The 15940-nt window shown below is 62.8% G+C and carries 17 protein-coding genes and 2 tRNA genes; 14 read left to right on the top strand and 5 right to left on the bottom strand.

Annotated elements, in window-relative coordinates; genetic code table 11:
* From hisA to hisIE, 3 genes are read left to right on the top strand one after another with little or no spacing between them, the layout of a single operon-like run.
* Positions 1-729 carry a 1-(5-phosphoribosyl)-5-[(5-phosphoribosylamino)methylideneamino]imidazole-4-carboxamide isomerase gene (gene hisA / locus SOR61_RS08990; protein ID WP_320612321.1) on the top strand — a complete coding sequence of 243 codons (729 nt, stop codon included), beginning with the start codon at positions 1-3 and terminating at the stop codon, positions 727-729.
* Positions 726-1481, top strand: coding sequence for an imidazole glycerol phosphate synthase subunit HisF (gene hisF, locus SOR61_RS08985; RefSeq protein ID WP_320612320.1), 756 nt, complete (start codon positions 726-728; stop codon positions 1479-1481). The genes hisA and hisF overlap by 4 nt, the downstream gene beginning before the upstream one ends.
* Positions 1482-1494: 13 nt before the next feature.
* Entirely contained in the window at positions 1495-2142 is a 648-nt protein-coding gene (gene hisIE, locus SOR61_RS08980) for a bifunctional phosphoribosyl-AMP cyclohydrolase/phosphoribosyl-ATP diphosphatase HisIE (RefSeq protein ID WP_407066531.1), read from the top strand.
* Between the two features lie 92 nt (positions 2143-2234).
* On the opposite strand, the gene SOR61_RS08975 is transcribed toward hisIE, so the two are convergent.
* Positions 2235-3326, bottom strand: a complete 1092-nt coding sequence (locus SOR61_RS08975) for a hypothetical protein (RefSeq protein WP_320612319.1) — start codon at positions 3324-3326, stop codon at positions 2235-2237.
* A gap of 520 nt (positions 3327-3846) precedes the next feature.
* On the opposite strand from SOR61_RS08975, the gene aroF reads away from it, so the two are divergent.
* Genes aroF through aroQ form a run of 8 tightly spaced genes read left to right on the top strand, consistent with a single transcriptional unit; the run spans position 3847 to position 11940 of the window.
* Complete coding sequence (aroF, locus tag SOR61_RS08970; protein ID WP_320612318.1) at positions 3847-4854, top strand: 3-deoxy-7-phosphoheptulonate synthase; 1008 nt, start codon at positions 3847-3849, stop codon at positions 4852-4854.
* Positions 4851-5687: a prephenate dehydrogenase gene (locus tag SOR61_RS08965; RefSeq protein ID WP_320612317.1), complete on the top strand. Its 837-nt coding sequence runs from the start codon at positions 4851-4853 to the stop codon at positions 5685-5687. Before aroF ends, SOR61_RS08965 begins: the two co-directional genes overlap by 4 nt.
* The gene (aroB, locus tag SOR61_RS08960) at positions 5684-6742 is read left to right on the top strand and encodes a 3-dehydroquinate synthase (protein WP_320612316.1); all 1059 of its coding nucleotides are present in this window, start codon (positions 5684-5686) and stop codon (positions 6740-6742) included. Before SOR61_RS08965 ends, aroB begins: the two co-directional genes overlap by 4 nt.
* The gene (gene aroA, locus SOR61_RS08955; RefSeq protein ID WP_320612315.1) at positions 6739-8010 is read left to right on the top strand and encodes a 3-phosphoshikimate 1-carboxyvinyltransferase; all 1272 of its coding nucleotides are present in this window, start codon (positions 6739-6741) and stop codon (positions 8008-8010) included. The genes aroB and aroA overlap by 4 nt, the downstream gene beginning before the upstream one ends.
* 16 nt (positions 8011-8026) lie before the next feature.
* Entirely contained in the window at positions 8027-9121 is a 1095-nt protein-coding gene (aroC, locus tag SOR61_RS08950) for a chorismate synthase (protein WP_320612314.1), read from the top strand.
* A gap of 2 nt (positions 9122-9123) precedes the next feature.
* Positions 9124-10269, top strand: a complete 1146-nt coding sequence (gene pheA, locus SOR61_RS08945) for a prephenate dehydratase (protein WP_320612313.1) — start codon at positions 9124-9126, stop codon at positions 10267-10269.
* Positions 10269-11501, top strand: a complete 1233-nt coding sequence (locus SOR61_RS08940; protein WP_320612312.1) for a shikimate kinase — start codon at positions 10269-10271, stop codon at positions 11499-11501. The genes pheA and SOR61_RS08940 overlap by 1 nt, the downstream gene beginning before the upstream one ends.
* Positions 11482-11940: a type II 3-dehydroquinate dehydratase gene (gene aroQ / locus SOR61_RS08935; protein WP_320612311.1), complete on the top strand. Its 459-nt coding sequence runs from the start codon at positions 11482-11484 to the stop codon at positions 11938-11940. Before SOR61_RS08940 ends, aroQ begins: the two co-directional genes overlap by 20 nt.
* Before the next feature lie 28 nt (positions 11941-11968).
* Here aroQ and SOR61_RS08930 read toward each other — a convergent pair whose 3' ends face one another.
* From SOR61_RS08930 to SOR61_RS08915, 4 genes are all read right to left on the bottom strand, one after another.
* Positions 11969-12574: a cytidylate kinase-like family protein gene (locus SOR61_RS08930; RefSeq protein ID WP_320612310.1), complete on the bottom strand. Its 606-nt coding sequence runs from the start codon at positions 12572-12574 to the stop codon at positions 11969-11971.
* Positions 12575-12799: 225 nt separating this feature from the next.
* Positions 12800-13810 carry a helix-turn-helix transcriptional regulator gene (locus SOR61_RS08925; RefSeq protein ID WP_320612309.1) on the bottom strand — a complete coding sequence of 337 codons (1011 nt, stop codon included), beginning with the start codon at positions 13808-13810 and terminating at the stop codon, positions 12800-12802.
* 149 nt (positions 13811-13959) lie between these two features.
* Positions 13960-14044 (bottom strand) — tRNA-Tyr (locus tag SOR61_RS08920).
* A gap of 9 nt (positions 14045-14053) precedes the next feature.
* Positions 14054-14129: transfer RNA gene (locus tag SOR61_RS08915), tRNA-Thr, on the bottom strand.
* Between the two features lie 88 nt (positions 14130-14217).
* On the opposite strand from SOR61_RS08915, the gene SOR61_RS08910 reads away from it, so the two are divergent.
* The 3 genes from SOR61_RS08910 to SOR61_RS08900 are packed head-to-tail and all read left to right on the top strand — an operon-like array spanning position 14218 to position 15645.
* Complete coding sequence (locus tag SOR61_RS08910; protein WP_320612308.1) at positions 14218-14610, top strand: hypothetical protein; 393 nt, start codon at positions 14218-14220, stop codon at positions 14608-14610.
* Positions 14591-14965, top strand: a complete 375-nt coding sequence (locus SOR61_RS08905) for a sigma-70 family RNA polymerase sigma factor (RefSeq protein ID WP_320612307.1) — start codon at positions 14591-14593, stop codon at positions 14963-14965. Before SOR61_RS08910 ends, SOR61_RS08905 begins: the two co-directional genes overlap by 20 nt.
* A 59-nt stretch (positions 14966-15024) precedes the next feature.
* Positions 15025-15645 carry an HD domain-containing protein gene (locus SOR61_RS08900; protein ID WP_320612306.1) on the top strand — a complete coding sequence of 207 codons (621 nt, stop codon included), beginning with the start codon at positions 15025-15027 and terminating at the stop codon, positions 15643-15645.
* Positions 15646-15940 lie beyond the last annotated feature (295 nt).

Below are 15940 nucleotides of genomic sequence, written 5' to 3'. Positions count from 1 at the left end.
ATGATTATTTTTCCTGCCATTGACCTCTTTGGCGGTCAGGCGGTCCGCCTCTACCAGGGGGACTACAACCAGATGACCGTCTACGACCCGGACCCCATGAACACGGTACGGAAGTTCCAGGAGGCCGGGGCTACCCACCTGCATCTGGTGGACCTGGAAGGGGCCAAGACCGGCCAAACCACGAACCTGCCCACCATTTCCCGCCTGGCAGCGGTGCCCGGTCTCTTCATTGAGGTGGGCGGCGGCATCCGCACCATGGACACGGTCCGGCAGTATCTGGAGGCCGGGGCCAGCCGGGTGATCCTGGGAACTGCCGCGGTCACCGACCCGGGCTTCACCGCCCGGGCGGTGGCGGAGTACGGGGAGAAGATCGCCGTAGGCGCCGACCTGAAGGACGGAAAAGTGGCCATCAAGGGCTGGCTGGAGACCAGCCAGGACACCTGGGAGGTCTTTTTGGAAAAGATGCAGAAGCTGGGGGTCCGGACCATCATCTGCACGGACATCTCCCGGGACGGGGCCATGCGGGGCACCAACCGGGACCTGTACCGGACCCTGGCCCAGCGGTTCTCCATGGATATCATTGCCTCCGGCGGGGTGTCCTCCCTGGAGGACATTCGGGCGCTGAAGGCGGCGGGGGCCGCCGGGGCGATCATCGGCAAGGCCTACTACACCGACGCCATTGACCTGGCCCAGGCCATTGCCGCAGCGGAAGGAGAGGACGCGCCATGATTACCAAACGCATCATCCCCTGCCTGGACGTGAAGAACGGCCGGGTGGTGAAGGGGGTCAACTTTGAGGGGCTCAGCGACGTGAGCTCCCCTGTGGCTCTGGCCGAGTACTACACCAAAAGCGGGGCGGACGAGCTGGTGTTCTACGACATCACTGCCTCTGCCGAGGGCCGGAGCCTCTTTACCGACATCCTGCGGGAGACCGCCAGCCGGGTGTTTATTCCCCTGACCGTAGGGGGCGGCATCAACACCCTGGAGGACTTTGACCGGGTGCTCAAGTGCGGGGCCGACAAGGTCAGCGTCAACTCCGGGGCCATCCGCAACCCCGACCTCATCCGGGAGGCCGCCCTGCGGTACGGCAGTCAGTGCGTGGTCCTCTCCGCGGACATTAAGCGGGTGGATGGCCAGTTCCGGGTCTTCGGCCGGGGCGGCCGGGACGACACCGGCATGGAGGCCATCGCATGGATCAAGCGCTGCGTGGACCTGGGCGCCGGGGAGATCGTGGTAAACTCCATCGACACCGACGGGGTCAAGGGCGGCTTTGACCTGGAGATGCTGGAAGCGGTGTGCAGCGCCGTGAAGGTCCCGGTGATCGCCTCCGGCGGCGCCGGGAAGAAGGAGGACTTTACCCGCCTCTTCCAGACCCTGCCCGGGGTGGACGCGGGCCTGGCTGCTTCGGTGTTCCACTTTGGGGAAATTACCATCCCCGACCTGAAGGCAGAGCTGCGGAAGAACGGAATTCTGGTACGATAAGGAGGGACGACCCGTGATCGATTTGGATCAGGTTAAGTTTGACGAAAAAGGTCTGGTCCCCGCCATTGTGGTGGACGGGACCAGCGGCCAGGTGCTCACCCTGGCCTATATGAACCGGGAGAGCCTGGAGATCTCCATCAAGGAGGAGCGCACCTGCTTCTGGAGCCGCTCCCGGCAGGAACTGTGGCGGAAGGGCGAGACCTCCGGGGCAGTGCAGCACATCATCGACATCACCGCCGACTGCGACTACGACGCCCTGGTGGTGCGGGTCAACAAGGAAGGCCCCGCCTGCCACACCGGCGCGGAGTCCTGCTTCCACAACCTGCTGTGGGAGAGCGAGGAGAACAGCGCCTTCTCTCTGGAAGGGCTCATGGAGATGCTCCAGGGGCGGAAGGATTCCCCCAAGGAGGGGTCCTACACCTCTTACCTCTTTGATAAGGGCATTGACAAGATCCTGAAAAAGGTGGGTGAGGAATCTACTGAGGTCATCATCGCCGGCAAGGCCGAGGACAAGAAGGAGACCGTGTACGAGATCGCCGACCTGGCCTACCACGTGATGGTCCTCATGCTCCAGCTGGGCATCTCTCTGGACGACGTGCGGAAGGAACTGGCCTCCCGCCACGTGATCGACAAAAAGGTGAAGCAGGAGAAAATGACCTGACGGCACCCAAACGTAGAAACAATAAGGACCCGGGCATGGCCAACGCCATGCCCGGGTCTTGTTTATTTTGCGAAAGGGTTCGGTGCAGCGGCTTACCCCTTGTCCGGGGCCTTGGGGATGGCCCAGGGCTCCATGAGCTTGGAGAGCTCGCCTTTGTAGTCGATATCCCAGAGGAAGGTGTGTTCCTGGCTGGGAAGGGTGCCCTGGGGGAAGGAGAGGCGGATGCAGTCTGGGAAGAAGATGATATAGTCTGGCCGGAAGGCCTTCTCCATCTCCTCCCGGAGGGTGGGATCGGAGACGGTGGAAATGTCCAGAAGCCGGGAGCCCAGCTCCTCCTTGGGACAGGTGAAGAGAGAGGTGATATCGATCTGCTCTCCGGTGTTCCGGTCAAAGACGGCGCTGGTTTGCTGCTCGTAGGAGGTTTTCCCGTCGATGGGGAAGGTCACCACAGTCTGGAAGCAGAGCAGGGTGTCGTTGGAGGCAGTGGGGACCACTGCCTGGGCCAGATAGTAGGGGAAGGCCTTGGGGTCCTTCGTCTGGCGATAGGCCTCATAGGCCTGTTCCAGCTGGGCGGGCAGGTCGTACAGAGGGCCCTGCTCCTGATAGTAGGCCGAGACCGCCTTCTGGGCGGCGGGGGTTATGTCCTCGAAGCAGTCGCTCTGGGCGTTGGAGGTATTCTCGGGCCCTTGGGTGTCTCCACACACCAGCAGCTCGGTGCCGTCCTCCAGAGCGTAGCCGGTGGCTCTGGTGTACTGCCAGAGGGTCAGGGTGGTGCCGTCTTTCAGGGTGGTGGTTTTGTCGGTGCGGTAGCCGGTGATGATCACTTCTGTGGCCTCATAGGCCTTGACCTCAGTCCCATCTAAGGTGACCTTGGAAGAGCTGGCGGGGTTGTAGGTCACGGTTACAGCCACGTCCTGGATCAGACCGTCGACGAAATCCAGGGGGTCCAGATCGTTCAGAGGGGACAGGAAGTCGGTCAGGTTGGAGATCAGGATGGCCACGGGCTTCTTCTGTTCGGTGGCCGGATTGGGCTCCACCAGGAAGGCAGAGACCCCGCCGCCCTCCTTGGTCTGGGTGGCGGTGACTTTGCCTGCGATTTCCCCTGCATTGCCGCCGGCGCAGGCAGACAGGAGAAGCAGGAGGAAGGCGCAGCAGAGGAAAAGAGAAAGGGTTCGTTTTTTCATGGGGGTCCCTCCTTGTTAAGAATACTATGGTTTACAGGATGAAGGTAATTAAAGTATATCATAAATGCCGGGATGATTCTATCAGAAACGATAAATTCCCTGCGCTTTTTGTAGGAGAAGACGGGTTTTCCTTGCGAAATTGGAGAGAGGGTTGGTATACTGAAGATGGTCTCCGCTCCGAAGACACAGAAAAGAAGTAAAAACTTATGAAGTTAAAATGCTTAAATTATACTTGACGGATGGGAAGAAGCGTGTTACAATGAGGCCAACCAAAAGGAAGGAATGGGCCGCCATGAAACATCTGACCAAAAAAGAGCATAGCGCAGCCATCTTCACCTACTATTACTTTATGAACGGCAAGGGAATAAAGTAATGGCAATTTGTGCTGGAGAAAAAGCCCCTTCTTTTTGAGGTAAGAAAGATTGTGACGCGCCACGCAGATTCCGTTCTGTGTGGCGTTTCTTGTATGGATTGGTTCCGCCCCGGAACGGGTGCGAAAGGCAGGAAAGGAGATATTACCATGATTGCAGTACTGAAACCCGGCGCTTCCCCGGAGCGCACAGAGCACCTGATCCACTGGCTGGAAGAGCAGAACCTGGGAGTCCACGTTTCCCATGGTGAGATGCACACCGTGCTGGGCCTCATCGGCAACACGGATAAGGTGGATATGGAGATGCTCCAGAGCCTGGACATTGTAGAAAAGGTCACCCGGGTGTCTGACCCCTTCAAGGCGGTGAACCGGAAGTTCCACCCCGACGACACGGTCATCCGGGTGGGTCCGGCGGTGATCGGCGGGGGCAACTTCGCCCTCATTGCCGGCCCCTGCTCGGTGGAGACCGAAGCACAGATCACCTTCGTAGCCCAGGAGGTGAAGAAGGCGGGCGCTGCCTTCCTGCGGGGAGGCGCCTTCAAGCCCCGCACCTCTCCCTACGACTTCCAGGGCCTGGGAGAAGAGGGCATCCGCCTGCTGCTGGAGGCCAAGAAGGCCACGGGCCTGCCCATCGTTACTGAGCTTATGGACATCCGCACCCTGCCCCTCTTCGAAGAGGTGGACGTGATCCAGGTGGGCGCCCGGAACACCCAGAACTTCGACATGCTCAAGGAGCTGGGTAAGACCGACAAGCCCATCCTCCTGAAGCGGGGCCTGGCAGGCACCATCAAGGAGCTGCTCATGAGCGCAGAGTACATCATGGCCAGCGGCAACGAGAACGTGATCCTCTGCGAGCGGGGCATCCGCACTTATGAGTCCACCTACACCCGGAACACCCTGGACCTGTCGGTGGTGCCGGTGCTCAAGGGCCTGACCCACCTGCCTGTGGTGGTGGACCCCAGCCACGCCACCGGCCACGCCAACCTGGTGGAGCCCATGGCCCTGGCTGCCGCTGCCGCCGGAGCAGATGGCATCATGATCGAGGTCCACAACGACCCGCCCCATGCCCTGTGCGACGGCGCTCAGTCCCTCACCCCTGACCAGTTCGCCCAAACCGCCCGGAAGATCTTCAAGATTCGGGAGGCGATGGCAGAATGACCGTAGGCATCATCGGCCTGGGCCTCATTGGCGGGTCCCTGGCCAAGGCCTTCCGCCGGGAGGAAGGCATCACCGTGCTGGGCTGGGACGCAGACCCCTCCATCACGGAGTTTGCCCAGCTGGCCCAGGCCATCCATGGCCCTCTCACCCGGGAGAACCTGCCGTCCCTGGACCTGCTCCTGCTGGCCACCTATCCCGAGGCGGTGGTGGAGCACATGGAGAAGCTGGCTCCCTTGCTGGCGAAGCACACCATGGTGATCGACTGCGCCGGCACCAAGGAGAAGGTGTGCCAGGGGGTCTTCCCCCTGGCGGAGCAGTATGGCTTCCGCTTCCTGGGGGGCCACCCCATGGCGGGGACCCACAACTCCGGCTTCAAGTACAGCAGGGCGGACCTCTTTGACGGGGCCCCCATGGTGCTGGTGCCCCCCCGCTTTGACGATATCCGCCTGCTGGACGAGGCCAAGACCCTCTTAAAGCCGGTGGGCTTCGGGCGGGTGTCCATCACCACCGCCGAGGAGCACGACAAACGGATCGCCTTCACCTCGCAGATGGCCCATATCGTCTCCAACGCTTATATTAAGAGCCCCACCGCCCGGACCCACGAGGGATTTTCTGCCGGCAGCTACAAGGACCTGACCCGGGTTGCCTGGCTGAACCCGGACATGTGGGCGGAGCTCTTTTTGGAAAACCGGGACAACCTGCTCTTTGAGCTGGACACCCTCATGGAGCATCTGGCCCAGTACCGCGCAGCCATTGCCGGGGAAGATTTTCCTGCCCTGCGGCAACTGCTGGAGGAGGGCCGCCGGATCAAGGAGGAGGTAGACGGACGATGACCACAGTAACCGTAAAGGCCTCCCGGACCTATGACGTTACCATTGGGCGGGGCCTGCTGGCCCAGGTGGGAAAAGAGGCGGCCCGGCTGCTAAAGGGCCGGTCCGCCGCCGTCGTCACCGACAGCAACGTAGCCCCCCTCTACCTGGACCGGGTGAAGGACGCCCTGGAAGGGGAAGGATTCCGGGTGTGTACCTTCGTTTTCCCCGCCGGAGAGGCCTCGAAGAACGGGGCCACCTATCTGAACCTGCTGGAGTTTCTGGCCCGGGAACAGATCACCCGCACTGACGGCCTGGTGGCGTTGGGCGGCGGCGTGGTGGGAGACCTGACCGGCTTTGCCGCGGACACCTTCCTCCGGGGCATCGGCTTTCTCCAGCTGCCCACCACCCTGCTGGCGGCGGTGGATGCCTCCGTGGGGGGCAAGACCGCCATTGACCTGCAAGGGGGCAAGAACCTGGCCGGGGCCTTTTACCAGCCCCTGGGAGTCCTCTGCGACCTGGACACCCTGGATACCCTCCCGCCGGAGACCTTCGCCGACGGCTGCGCGGAGGTCATCAAGTACGGGATGATCGGAGGCCCGGACCTGCTGGCCAAGCTGGAGCAGGGCACCTTCCGTCAGGACCCGGAGGAGATCGTGGCCCGGTGCATCGCCATGAAGCGGGACCTGGTGGAGCAGGATGAGTTTGACACCGGGGCCCGGCAGCTTTTGAACCTGGGCCACACCATCGGCCACGGCATTGAGGCGTGCAGCGGCTATACTCTGTCCCACGGCAAGGCAGTGGCCATCGGCATGGCCCTGGTGACCGGCGGAGCGGCGGCTTTCGGCCTCTGCCCGGCAGAGGTGCTGCCCCGGCTGAAACGCCTGCTCCAACGCTACGACCTGCCGGTGGAGACCGCCTACTCCTCCGCAGAACTCTACGAAAAGACCCTGTCCGACAAGAAGCGGACCGGGGATACCATCCAGCTGGTGGTGCCTACGGCCTGGGGCCGGAGCGTCCTGCACCGGGTCCCGGTGCGCCAGCTGGAAGACTGGATTACAAAGGGGGCAGCCCAATGAACGTGACCATTTCGCCCGGCCCGGTGTCGGGCACCTGTCAGGCCATCCCCTCCAAGTCGGCGGCTCACCGGCTGCTGATCTGCGCCGCCCAGGCCCGGACACCTACCACGGTGGTGTGCAGCGGGACCTCTCAGGACATCACCGCCACCTTGCGGTGCCTGACGGGCCTGGGGGCAGAGATCAGCGGCCAGGAAGAGGGATACTTGGTGCATCCCATCCCTCGGCCTCTGGGAGAGAAGCCCTGCCTGCTTCCCTGCGGAGAGAGCGGGTCCACCCTGCGTTTTCTCCTGCCGGTGGCCGGGGCCTTGGGTGCCTCTGCCGTCTTCCCCATGGAAGGACGGCTGGGCCAGCGGCCCATGGGGCCCCTGGAAGAAGCCCTCACCCAAGGGGGCTGCACCATCAAGCGTACCGCCGGGGGGAAGCAGCTGGCCATTCAGGGCCAGCTCCGGCCGGGGGACTACACCCTGCCGGGGGATGTGTCCTCCCAGTTCATCTCCGGCCTGCTCTTCGCCCTGCCCCTGCTGCCGGGAGAGAGCCGTCTGCATGTGCAGGGTCCCCTGGAATCGGCTGGCTACATTGACCTGACTTTGGACGCCCTCAAGACCTTTGGGGTCCGGCCCGTTCCTACCCAGGACGGCTGGATCATTGCCCCCGGAGGCTACACCAGCCCCGGCACGGTGACCGTGGAAGGGGACTGGTCCAACGCCGCCCCCTGGCTCTGTATGGGGGCCCTGGGGGGCAGCGGCGTCACCGTGACCGGGGTAGAGAAAGCCTCCCTGCAAGGAGACCGGGGCATTGCCCAGGTGCTGGCCCGGATGGGAGCCCAGGTGGACTGGAAGGAGAAGGCGATCCGCACCGCGCCGGGCACCGGACAGCCCACAGAAATCGACGCCCGGGATATTCCCGACCTGGTGCCGGTGCTGGCCGCAGCCGCCGCAGGCCTGCCTGGGGTGACCCGGATCACCGGGGCGGCCCGGCTGCGCCTGAAAGAATCGGACCGGCTGGAGACCACCGCCCGCACCCTGAACGCCCTGGGCGGTCAGGTCGAGCAGCGGGAGGATGGGCTGGTGATCACCGGCGGCCACTCGCTGACCGGCGGGACTGTGGACGCCGCCGGAGACCACCGGATCGTCATGGCGGCGGCGGTGGCCTCGGTGCTCTGCCAGGGACAAGTGACGGTCACCGGAGCCCAGGCGGTGGACAAGTCCTACCCTGCCTTCTGGGATCACCTGGAGGCCATGGGAAAGACCGTGACCCGCCAGCCGTAAGAAGGGGAGGAGCAGTATGAGCAGCATCTATTACGGTCGCCTGACCGTTTCTATCTTTGGCCAGTCCCACGCCCCGGCCATCGGGGTGACTATGGACGGCCTGCCCGCCGGGGAGGCGGTGGATCTGGACGAGTTACAGGCCTTTTTGGCCCGCCGGGCCCCGGGGAGCGGGGTCTGGTCCACCACCCGGAAGGAAGGGGATGTCCCGGAGATCCTTTCGGGCCTCTCGGAAGGGTACACCTGCGGGTCTCCCCTCACCGCCATCATCCGCAACACCAACACCCGGTCGGGCGACTACGCCAACCTGCGGGATATTCCCCGCCCGGGCCACGCAGACTACACCGCCCAGAAGAAGTACGGCGGCTTTCAGGACGCCGCCGGAGGGGGCCACTTCTCCGGCCGTCTTACCGCCCCCCTGTGCATCGCCGGGGGGATCTGCAAGCAGATCCTGGCCCGGCAGGGCATCCAGGTAGGGGCCCATATTGCCGCCATCGGCGGCATCCCTGACCGGCCCTATGACCCGGTGGCCCTCCAGCCGGAGGACCTGCTGTCCCCTGGCCAGAGCCGGTTTCCGGTGAACGACCCCCAAGCGGGGCAGGCCATGCAGGAGGCCATCGCCCAGGCCCGGGCGGACCTGGACTCCCTGGGTGGGGTCATTGAATGCGGGGTCACGGGCCTGCCTGCCGGGCTGGGGGACCCCATGCTGGACGGCATGGAGAACCGGATCGCCCGGCTGATCTTTGCCATCCCGGCGGTGAAAGGCCTGGAGTTTGGGGCGGGGTTTGCCGTCGCCCATCTCCGAGGCAGCGAAAACAACGATCCCTTTTATATGGAGGGGGACCAGGTGCGCACCCGCACCAACCACGCCGGCGGTATCCTGGGAGGGATCACCAGCGGAATGCCTTTGGTGTTCCGGGCGGCGGTGAAGCCCACTCCCTCCATCGGAACGCCCCAGGAGAGCGTCAGCCTCTCCCGGGGAGAGGGGACTACGCTGGTCATCAAGGGCCGCCATGACCCCTGTATCGTCCCCCGGGCAGTCCCCTGTGTGGAGGCTGCCGCCGCCATTGCCATTTACGACGCTCTGCTGGAGCAGAAGGAAAGGAGCCGATAACCATGCAGTTAGAAGACCTGAGAAAACAGATCGACGAGATAGACCAGACCCTGGTCCAAGCCTTCGCCCAGCGGATGCAGGTGGTGGCCCAGGTGAGCAAGACCAAGCAGGAACAGGGGCTGCCTGTGCTGGACCCTGCCCGGGAGCGGCAGAAGCTGGCGGACATCGCCGCCCAGCTCCCCCCGGAGATGGAGCAGTATGGCTACGCCCTGTGGTCCATCCTCTTTGAGGTGAGCCGGAGCTACCAGAGCTCTCTGCGGCCCCAGCCCTCTCCTCTGCGCCAGGAGATCGCAGCCAGCATGGACCAGACCCCCAATCTCTTCCCTCCCTCTGCCACAGTGGCTTGCCAGGGGGTGGAGGGCGCCTACTCCCAGCTGGCCTGTGAAAAGCTTTTCAAGCACCCCCAGGTGATGTATTTCGGCAGCTTCGACAGCGTGTTCTCCGCCATTGAGAATGGCTTCTGCCAGTACGGTGTCCTCCCCCTGGAGAACAGCACCGCCGGATCGGTGAAGCAGGTCTACGACCTGATGCTTCGCCACAGCTTCAAGATCGTCCGTTCCACCCGCCTGAAGGTGGACCACAACCTGGTGGCCAAGAAGGGCACCAAGCTGGAGGATGTGAAGGAAATTTTCTCCCACCCCCAGGCCATCAGCCAGTGCAGCAGCTTCCTGGAAAAGCTGGGTAAGGACGTGAAGGTGACCCCCTGTGAGAACACCGCCGCTGCCGCCGAAGCGGTGGACCAGTCCCAGAGGACCGATGTGGCGGCCATTGCCTCCTACAACTGCGTGGCCCTCTACGGCCTGGAGCGGCTGGCCGCAGACATCCAGGACCGGAGCAACAACTACACCCGGTTCATCTGCATCTCCAAGAAGCTGGAGATCTACCCCGGCGCAGATAAGACCAGCCTTATGATGGTGCTGCCCCACCGTCCGGGCGCTCTGTACCAGGTGCTGGCCCGGTTCTACACCCTGGGCCTGAACCTCATCAAGCTGGAGAGCCGCCCCCTGCCTGACCGGGAGTTCGAGTTCATGTTCTATTTCGACCTGGAGACCTCGGTCTACTCCGAGGAGTTCATCCGGATGATCGACGACCTGAGTACCATCAGCCAGGAATTCCAGTACCTGGGCAGCTACAGTGAGGTGATTTGATGCGATGCGGACTGCTGGGGGAAAAGCTGGGACACAGCTATTCTCCGGAACTCCACGCCTTCTTTGGCGACTATGACTACGAGCTCTTTGAGGTCGCCCCGGATGCCCTGGGTGACTTTCTCCGGGAGCGGGATTTCCACGGGATCAACGTAACCATTCCCTACAAGACCACCGTGACCGCCATCTGTGACCAGCTCACCCCGGCGGCCCAGGAGATCGGCAGCGTGAACACGGTGGTGAAGGCCCCGGGCGGACGCCTGCTGGGGGACAACACTGACGCAGCAGGCTTTGAAGGCATGGTCTGGAAGAGCCGTATGGGGGTCCGGGGCCGGAAGTGCCTGGTGCTGGGCTCCGGCGGCGCCAGCCTCACGGTGCAGTATGTGCTGCGGAAGCTGGGCGCCCGGGAAGTGGTGGTGATCTCCCGGAGCGGAGAGAACAACTACGACAACCTCTCCCGCCACAAGGATGCGGAGATTCTGGTGAACACCACCCCTGTGGGCATGTATCCCCACACTGCGGCCTCCCCGGTGGACCTGCGGGACTTTCCCCAGTGCCAGGGCGTGCTGGACCTTATCTATAACCCCGCCCGCACCGCCCTCATGCAGCAGGCGGAGGCCTTGAAGATCCCCACTCTGGGCGGCCTCTACATGCTGGCTGAGCAGGCCCGGTGTGCGGCCCAGATCTTCACCGGGACGACCATCCCTGCCATCCGCACCAAGGAGGCTTACAGCGCCCTGCGCCGGAGCAAGGAGAACCGCATCCTCATCGGGATGCCCGGCTGCGGCAAGAGCACCGTGGGCAAGGAGCTGGCCCGTCTGCTGGACCGGCCTTTCGTCGACTGCGACAAGGAGCTGGAACGGGTGCTGCAAATGCCGGTAGGCGACTACATCACCCGGTATGGAGAGAGCGCCTTCCGGGCCCAGGAGACCAGCCTGCTGGCAGCCCTGGGGAAGGAGTCCGGCCTGGTGATCGCCACCGGCGGCGGCTGCGTTACCCGTCCGGAGAACTACCCGGCGCTCCACCAGAACGGGGTCATGTTCTTCCTGGAGCGGGAGCTGTCCAAGCTGCCCAAGAAGGGCCGTCCTCTCTCCCTGCGGGGGAACCTGCAGGATATGTACACCATCCGCCTGCCCATGTACCGCCGGTTTGCGGACATCACCGTGGCCAACGACGCCGCCCCGGAAACGGTGGCCAAGACCCTGGAGAAAGCCTATGAACATTTTAGTGATTAACGGCCCCAACCTGAACCTGCTGGGCATCCGGGAGCCCGACCTCTACGGCAAGCAGGACTACAAGGCTCTGGTGAAGCTGGTGGAAGACACCTGCGCCCAGGAAGGGATCGGGGTGGAGGTCTTCCAGTCCAACCATGAGGGTGTCCTGGTGGATAAGATCCAGGCGGCCCTGGGAACGGTGGACGGCATCGTCATTAACCCCGCCGCCTACACCCACACCAGCGTGGCCATCCTGGACGCCCTGAAGGCAGTGGCCCTGCCGGCGGTGGAGGTCCACATCTCCGACGTCTCCCAGCGGGAGGAGTTCCGCCAGGTGTCCTACGCCGGGCGGGCCTGCATCAAAACCTACATGGGCCTGGGCCTGGAGGGGTATCGCCAGGCCATCCTCTACCTGAAAGAGTTTCTGAAACAGAACGAAAAAAGCGGCACAGAAGCATGAGCTTCTGTGCCGCTTGGCGTATTTGGGATTATGCCTCCTCGGCCTTGGCGATCCGGGCGCGGATGTACTGCTCCAGAAAGTCGATGGTACCGTCGATCCCCAGGCGGGAGGAGTTGATCAGCAGATCATAGGTGTCGGCCTCGCCCCACTTGGCGGGGGAGTACTCGTTGTGGTAAGAGCTGCGGTTCTTGTCGTGCTTGCGCAGGTAATCCATGGCCTCGCTCTCGGAGAACTGGTACAGGCTCTGGAGATAGGCCAGGCGGGCGTCCAGGTCGCCGGAGATGAACAGGGAGATGAGACCGGGGTAGGCCTGGAGAGCGTACTCGGCGCAGCGGCCCACCACCACGAAGGAGGCGCCGGACTCTGCCTTGTCCCGCAGGAAGGCAAACTGCATCCCGGCCAGACCGTCCTGGGCGGAGTTGCTCAGACCACGGATGCGCCGGGAGAGAAGCCGGTTTTTGGAGGTTTCCTCATACTTGCGCAGCAGGTTCTCATCCAGGTCCCGGCTTTCGGCGATCTCCGTGAGGATATTTTTATCATACAGGGGCAGGGAAAAGCGCTGGGCCAAGGCTTCTGCAATTTTATGGCCGCCGCTGCCGGTCTCCCGGCTCAGGGAAATCATCAACTGCTTCATGGCTAAGCTCTCCTTTCAACTGATCTCGTTTATTATCGCAAAGTGGCGAAAGAAAATCAATGGCTGGGACAGAAAAAAGGATAATTTTTCCTTCTATGCACTTGTCCGGAAAAAAGGAGGCAGGGCGGAAAGGAGAACGGCGGTGTCGTTGACAGGAGGACAAAGCCTGTGCTATCCTCATGTCTGTAGAACAAATGTTCTACTATCAAGTGATATGTTTCGTTCTTACTGTGGGCCGGTGACCAGGGCGCGGTAGGGGGAGATCACAGCGTCGTATCCCGGCTGCGCCCGGAGGAAGGCGTAGTCCGGGTCCTGCTGGAGCTGGTCCAGCAGGGGGCGCAGGAGAAGGGGTAGGGTCTCCTCTGTCTCGTTCTTGCGGGGCAGGTGGCGGTAGAGGGCAGGGACCCATGGGTGGGAGAGGCTGTGCAGCAGCCGGTCCAGCAGCGTCAGGGCCTTGGGGCCGTCCTTTTGGACCATGGCCAGCTGCAAAGGGGCGGACAGGGCTGCGTAGTCCGAGAGGCCCAGGGCGGCGGCGGTGTTTTCTGCGGCCTGGCAGAACACCTGGGCCTGTTCCTGGTCCCCTTCCTCCAAAGACAGGTCCAACAGGTGGAGCAGAAGGGTCTCCAGGCTGTGAGCCCGGGAGAAGAGCTCCTGTTCCAGCAGGGTCCAGGCCTCCTCCTGCCGGCCTTGCTTCCGCCGCAGAGAGGCGGTGAGCTCCCCTCTCTGGGGGTGGGAGGGGGAGAGATGGGTCAGCCACCTCTCGGCCTCTTCGGTGTCTCCCTGGTGGATACACCGGGCAGCCATGCGGCAGGCGGAGGCCTCCCGAATTTGTGGGTCGGCGCTCCCGGCGCAGCGCTGGTACAGCTGAAAGGCGGTCTCCTGCAGGGGCGGCCGGGTATCGCCGGAAGCAAAGAGAACGTCCAGCCCTTCCAGCATACCGGCTACGCTGTAAGCCAGCCGGTCGTTGTTGGGAAAGTCCCGGAGTTTGTCCTGGGCCAGGGTGTTGAGAAATGCCCCGATCTCCTGGTCGCTGAGATCCTCCTGGAAGGAGAGCAACGTGTTTAGGTCCACCCCTAAGGTACGGGCCAGCACCGGCAGCAGGGTGATATCCGGGTAGTTGAGTCCCTTTTCCCACTTGTTCACTGCCGGAGCAGAGACCCCCAGCCGCTGGGCCAGGGCCTCCTGGGTCAGGCCAAGGGCCTGACGGCGGGTCCGGATGACGTCGTTTATCTTCATAGCAGTCCCTCCTTTTTCTTCATGATAGCAGAGGCGGGAAGGGGCCACAAGAGAGAAGGACGACAGAAAACCGCCCGGAGATTAACGGCTGGTTAATTTGGGCGGCAAAAAAATAAAACGGCGATCTTTTTCAAGATCACCGTTTTACTTGGTGGAGGAGGATGGATTCGAACCATCGAAGTCGTCGACAACAGATTTACAGTCTGCCCCCTTTGGCCACTCGGGAACTCCTCCATATGTAATTGGAGCTGGTGGACGGACTCGAACCCCCGACCTGCTGATTACAAATCAGCTGCTCTACCAACTGAGCTACACCAGCGTGAGCACTCATCCGCAGCGAAGATTAGTCTAACAGAAGGTAGTAAATTTGTCAATAGATTTTTGAAAAAAAAGAGAGATTTTTTTCAGTGACGAGACAATGGTACCCCTACCGGGACAAGCAGCGGGACCAGCCCCGCTTTTTTTGCGCCGGGTGTGGGGAGGAACAGTACAGCTACGACGGCGAAGCGGTCCCAGGGTTATGCCTGGAATGCGGCCGCCGGGCCAGGAAACGGGAGGAGGATGCAATGACGTTACGGGAGATGTCAGTGGAGTACCGTGCCCAGGTGCAGGTGCTGAGGGAGAGGATCCAGGAGCTGGAGCAGGCGCAGGCGGCGTCCGGCGACCCGGGAGAGCGGAGCCGGCTGGAGGGGCGCATCCAGCTGCTCACCACCATCTGGCGGGAGACCCGGGACCAGGCGGTGCTGCTGGAGCGGTATTATGAGAGGGGGTATCGGCGCAATGGCAGGTACACGATATAGAAGAGGGATGGGCTACGCCGCAGACATGGCGGTGTACGCCCGCCTCATGGCCGAGGACAACCGGGAAGAGCTGCAGAAGATGCAGGAAGTGCTGCTGCGGGCCCTGCGGGAGGACGTGACGCCCCGGCAGCGGCAGGTGCTGTTCCTGTACTACGAGCAGGGGCTTACCATGCGGGAGATCGGTGCGCTCCTGGGGATCGACCGGACCACCGTCTCCCGCACTATGAAGCGGGGGGAGCAGCGGCTGCGGCGGTGTCTGCGGTATGGGAGCGCAGGGGTACCGCCCATTCCTGAGCCCCCGGCCCACAGGGCCGGGGGCTCAGTGCGGAAAGAAAAAAGCCGCCCGGTGGATTGACAAGGGAGAGGGCGGGTAGGATAATAGGAACATTAGAAACCAAGAAGGGGGATGAGCCCATGCCGGAGAACAGAGTTCTGATGCTTTTGGAGGCAGGAGACTGGGGCGAGGACCAGAAGAGGATCGAGGGCCTCAAAGAGTGGAAACAGTATCCCCAGCTGCTGGAGGCCTACCGTACCCTGAACCAGGAGGCCCTGTACAAGAGCCGGGTCCACGGCAGCGGACATATCCACCGGGTCCTGCTGTTTGCGGCGCTGATCGGCTGGCAGGAAGGGCTGGGAGAAGAGGACCTGCGCCAGTATTTCCAGATGGCCAGCTACCACGACGTGGGGCGGACCTTCGACGGGTTTGACATCTACCACGGGGCCCGGTCGGCCCTGCGGCTGGAGGCCCTCACCGGTCAGACCGGGGAGCGGCTCAAGGAGATGCAGGCGGCGGTGAGCGCCCACTCCCGCCCGGACCGGGATATGGAGACCCTGGTGCGCTCCTACGAGCCCCTGGACCTGGACCACGCCCTGGAGATGACCCGGCTGCTGAAGGACGCAGACAACCTGGACCGGGTCCGGCTGGGGGACCTGAAGGTTCGGTTCCTGCGGCACGACAGTGCCCGGGACCTGGCGGAGTTTGCCAGACGCCTGTTCCGCCTGGACCAGGAGATGAAAAAGCGCCTCCTGCGCTGACCCGTGGAGAAGAAAAGAGAAAGCTGTCGCACCAAAGGTGCGGCAGCTTTTTTGATGTTTTTGTGGAAAAGGGAGAAATTTGGAAAAGAATTTCGAGCAAAACGACGAGCAAATGGGAAAAAGAGTGCTTTACATTTGGAGAGGCCAATGGTACAATAGCCGCGTTGTGGCTGGCCTGACCGGAGAGGCTCCGGCAGTCTGGCCCCAAGCGGATGGTATTCCAGGTAGGAAACTGTACCGGCATATTCTTTGTGAGCCCACGTTCTGAGGAACCAGAAAGCAGCCGCGTCCCCTG

Origin of the sequence: Evtepia sp. (assembly GCF_034090835.1) — a bacterium.
GTDB lineage: Bacteria > Bacillota > Clostridia > Oscillospirales > Oscillospiraceae > Evtepia.
This window is presented reverse-complemented; position numbering and strand designations above follow the sequence as displayed.

Excerpts from the sequence above, each read along its gene's own strand:
- hisA (WP_320612321.1), top strand. The coding sequence starts at position 1 with ATGATTATTTTTCCTGCCATTGACCTCTTTGGCGGTCAGGCGGTCCGC.
- hisF (WP_320612320.1), top strand. The coding sequence starts at position 726 with ATGATTACCAAACGCATCATCCCCTGCCTGGACGTGAAGAACGGCCGG.
- SOR61_RS08975 (WP_320612319.1), bottom strand. The coding sequence starts at position 3,326 with ATGAAAAAACGAACCCTTTCTCTTTTCCTCTGCTGCGCCTTCCTCCTG.
- aroF (WP_320612318.1), top strand. The coding sequence starts at position 3,847 with ATGATTGCAGTACTGAAACCCGGCGCTTCCCCGGAGCGCACAGAGCAC.
- SOR61_RS08965 (WP_320612317.1), top strand. The coding sequence starts at position 4,851 with ATGACCGTAGGCATCATCGGCCTGGGCCTCATTGGCGGGTCCCTGGCC.
- aroB (WP_320612316.1), top strand. The coding sequence starts at position 5,684 with ATGACCACAGTAACCGTAAAGGCCTCCCGGACCTATGACGTTACCATT.
- aroA (WP_320612315.1), top strand. The coding sequence starts at position 6,739 with ATGAACGTGACCATTTCGCCCGGCCCGGTGTCGGGCACCTGTCAGGCC.
- aroC (WP_320612314.1), top strand. The coding sequence starts at position 8,027 with ATGAGCAGCATCTATTACGGTCGCCTGACCGTTTCTATCTTTGGCCAG.
- pheA (WP_320612313.1), top strand. The coding sequence starts at position 9,124 with ATGCAGTTAGAAGACCTGAGAAAACAGATCGACGAGATAGACCAGACC.
- SOR61_RS08940 (WP_320612312.1), top strand. The coding sequence starts at position 10,269 with ATGCGATGCGGACTGCTGGGGGAAAAGCTGGGACACAGCTATTCTCCG.
- aroQ (WP_320612311.1), top strand. The coding sequence starts at position 11,482 with ATGAACATTTTAGTGATTAACGGCCCCAACCTGAACCTGCTGGGCATC.
- SOR61_RS08930 (WP_320612310.1), bottom strand. The coding sequence starts at position 12,574 with ATGAAGCAGTTGATGATTTCCCTGAGCCGGGAGACCGGCAGCGGCGGC.
- SOR61_RS08925 (WP_320612309.1), bottom strand. The coding sequence starts at position 13,810 with ATGAAGATAAACGACGTCATCCGGACCCGCCGTCAGGCCCTTGGCCTG.
- SOR61_RS08905 (WP_320612307.1), top strand. The coding sequence starts at position 14,591 with ATGGCAGGTACACGATATAGAAGAGGGATGGGCTACGCCGCAGACATG.
- SOR61_RS08900 (WP_320612306.1), top strand. The coding sequence starts at position 15,025 with ATGCCGGAGAACAGAGTTCTGATGCTTTTGGAGGCAGGAGACTGGGGC.